Here is a 3338-nt window from a genome sequence, read left to right as displayed (position 1 = left end):
CAGTATGGCCAGTCTGCAATTTTACCGCCCAACAGATCTTCATCCATTTTATCGAAAATAGATGCTGCTTTAGTACCCGCAATAGATACAACATATTCATTGATACCCTCAACCGTCTGACTTGGGTACTTAAATACGATCATGGTATTAGTGGCAGTTGCAGTGCCATCTTTATTTATATCCTTAGGTTTTACAACAACATAAGGTCCCCACGCTACGGTAACCTTTACCGGAAAATCGGCAGTAGCAATAATTCCAGGTAATTCTTTGGCAAATTGGGACTGAATTGCCTGTGCAGCCGAAGCCGGATCAGTGGCATTTTCTTGCGGAGGTGCAAAATTTGCGATCATAGACATGATGAATGTCATTTGATAATCATTGTAATTCATTGGTTTTAGTTTTTTTTTAAAGAAATAGTTTAAAAGAGATTATTGAATAGGTAAATGGCGGTATACTATATGTCCGCCCAGCCAGGTTTCTTGTACTGTGATATTGCGCATATTCATACTGATTTTATCATGTGGCATGCTCAATGGGTCTTCTGCAAGAATAATAAAATCTGCAAAATGTCCTTTAGGCAAAGAGCCAGCCCATTTTTCCGCATAACATTGCCATGCTGCATCATACGTGGCTGCACGCAAAGCTTCTTCAGGACTGAGACATTCAGTTTTATTGAGAACAGGTGAGAAGTCATACTCCGGTGGACGTGCTTCCATAACACGGGTAATAGATTGTTCCATCATCCGTAAGGGCCCGATGGGGGTCACGGTGTGATCGCTGTGAAGGGAGATCCTTAATTTTTTATCAAGGGCAGATTTGCAAAGATCCAGCATATCCACTTTATCATATCCGCCTAATTTTTGGCCTTTGAAGATGATATCCTTAAAAGCGAATCCCCAATAACCGACATGGCCTATTAAAAAACTCGGTGAGATACCCAGTTCGGCCATTTCATCAAGTTGTTTTCGATCGCTGAATAAAGAGCAATGCTCAATGCGGTTACGGAGCGGAGTTCCTACATATAATTTAAATGCCTCACGGTATGCATCGATGGTTAGTGTTACTGCCTTGTCGCCGTTGGCATGGATCATAATGGGCCAACCTTTATCTATCATGATCGATTTGATCAGTGCGGGATAGGTGTCTTGTGGCTTGAAATCAAAAATACCAGCCTTATTCGTATCCGGAGGACAGGCGTAATCTTCCGACTGGTAACCCGTAAGTCCCTGATTCGAACCATCTGATACTACTTTTACATGCCCGAAGTATAAATCACTATAATCTTCCGTAGCTTCATACGGTGGTAACTGCGGAAGAGCTGCTGCGCTTTCGCAATATCTGGCGCCACCCAATCGTACACTCAACACCTTTGAATCTACATAAGGATTAAGATATTTAAGATATTCATCATTTAGAATAGCATCATACATAGACGTCACGCCCCTTGAATTGGCTTCGGCAAAAAAAGCGTCCAGGTTGTCGCTCATATTGTCGTTCGCCAAGTTTATAATCTGTGATTTAAACGTGCTAAAGGCATATAAAAGACCCTTTTCCTCCTGCAATAAACCGCGGCCTTGTTTTTCAAACTCTTCTTGTGTGCAATATCCATCTGCTTTTAGAGCGGCCTCGTTTTGCTTATAGACCTTAACAATTGCAGCGCTATTGATGTACACAGTATGTCCTGAGGCACTGATAACCATGATGGGTATGGTTGTACTGACATCATTCAAAAACTTGTAGTCAATGTTTTTGAAGTTTTCTTTAGAGTAAGGTGTCAGCAAAGCCGGATCTAGTCCGTTTGCTAATAAAACAGCATCCTCGGATTCCTGTGGCAGATTGGCTTTGAGCGTTTCTTTAACCCAGTTTTTGTCATAGCTCTTTCTGATGTTTTGCTTATCAAACGGGCCTACATCTACAAAAGAGGCCATCAGACCAGAAAAAACCACATGTATGTGGGGCTCAAAAAGTCCAGGCAACAGCGTCTGTTTAGGGTCAAGGTTCCGGATAGTATATTGTCCTTTATAATGGATATCCATTTCAGTGGTAACATAAGAAAAACTACCGTTAGCAACGACCCTGCCTTCAGCAAATGCTATAGCTTCCACCATATCGGTTTTACCGTCTATCATTGGCCTGATTATTCCACCGGTAAATACAATAGGCGCGGGCTGAACGACTTCAGGCTTGTTTTTAGGAAGACTTGCCGTCATCAGGGCAATATTTTCTGATCCGAAAAGATCTTCTTTTAATAGTGTAACAGCAGGATTTGTACATGCGCAAAAACACATGTGACCATGATTGTGAGATTCTTCTTTCATTCTAATAAAGTTTAATGGTAACATTGAAAATATGAACCGGAATGGTTGAGATGTGTGTAATTTGAATGGTTAGGTTATTAGTGTTCATGATTGAATCAATGTGATTAAGAAAGTATTATTGATTAAAATTACAGAAGAAGTAATGTTTATCTTTCAGTAGTACTACCAGTTTTACATTTTAGTATTTATACTGATTTTATCATTTAATAGTGAATTGTGATAAAAAACCATAGATATTAAAAATATAGTTATGTTATTTTAACGTCATTTACCATTGACCGTAAGAACTGGATCATTATAAAAAGGAGATTCAGCATTGCATGAGAAAAATAACCAATCCGCCGTCATTGAAAATAAAGCTATTTTACAGGCCAGGCTGGTTACATTAAGCAGGATAACATCCGCTTAAGAAGAAGCAAAAAAATAAGCAAGCTTTCTTAACTGCGTACCGCTGGATCATCATACTGACCTACAGAATTAATGCAAGGATCATACTTTGGATAGTAAGACCACCTTAGAAAACATAAATTTCAGGTTATTCAGCCGTATTTCTTCTACATAACATATCCGAGGATTATGGAGAATTCCTGTGTAAACCATAAAGCTATAGGTCTTAACCTTGTCGGCTTTAAACAATGCAATATACCACATATTGAAGTGGTTTTTGAGACTGGCTTATAGTTTGTTGAAGTAAAAGCCAATTATAAACCTATAATATGCCTTACATCACCAAAACAAACGAAAATTTAATCTGTTGTACGAAGATCTTGGATTGGGGTAACCATCATTCTGATTCACGGTTGGTCTCTGAATGGAAAATCATGGGAGTCTCAGATGGATTCACTTCTTAATCAGGGTTACCGGGTAATTACCTCCGATCAAAACAGCTGGAGAGCAGGCTGCGAAAGGATTGAGAATAGTGATTTTGTAGTTATGAACGGCGTTCGAAACGGTCTGAATGTAACGTATGCAGAAGAATTGAATAAGGTGATTGAAAATTTCCTGCACTCACACTAGATT

The 3338-nt window shown here is 39.4% G+C and carries 3 protein-coding genes; 1 reads left to right on the top strand and 2 read right to left on the bottom strand.

What is annotated here, in order from left to right:
- Both AB4Y90_RS16795 and AB4Y90_RS16790 read right to left on the bottom strand, forming a co-directional pair.
- Positions 1-368: hypothetical protein (locus tag AB4Y90_RS16795; protein ID WP_441558717.1), on the bottom strand; the 368-nt coding region annotated here is incomplete at its 3' end.
- Positions 369-428: 60 nt separating this feature from the next.
- On the bottom strand, positions 429-2318 hold the full coding sequence (locus tag AB4Y90_RS16790; RefSeq protein WP_441558716.1) for an amidohydrolase: 1890 nt from the start codon (positions 2316-2318) through the stop codon (positions 429-431).
- Between the two features lie 834 nt (positions 2319-3152).
- Here AB4Y90_RS16790 and AB4Y90_RS16785 point away from each other — a divergent pair.
- A complete protein-coding gene (locus AB4Y90_RS16785) occupies positions 3153-3335 on the top strand; it encodes a hypothetical protein (protein ID WP_441558715.1) in 183 nt (60 codons plus the stop codon).
- The last annotated feature ends 3 nt before the right edge of the window (positions 3336-3338 follow it).

This window comes from Chryseobacterium sp. 2TAF14 (genome assembly GCF_052115105.1).
In the GTDB taxonomy this organism is placed as follows: Bacteria; Bacteroidota; Bacteroidia; order Flavobacteriales; family Weeksellaceae; genus Chryseobacterium.
The sequence above is the reverse complement of the archived record's forward strand: the minus strand, read 5'-3'. Positions and strand labels throughout refer to the sequence as shown.

What these genes read in the sequence shown, in the direction of transcription:
- AB4Y90_RS16785 (WP_441558715.1), top strand. Translation starts at nt 3,153, where the DNA reads ATGGATTCACTTCTTAATCAGGGTTACCGGGTAATTACCTCCGATCAA.
- AB4Y90_RS16790 (WP_441558716.1), bottom strand. Translation starts at nt 2,318, where the DNA reads ATGAAAGAAGAATCTCACAATCATGGTCACATGTGTTTTTGCGCATGT.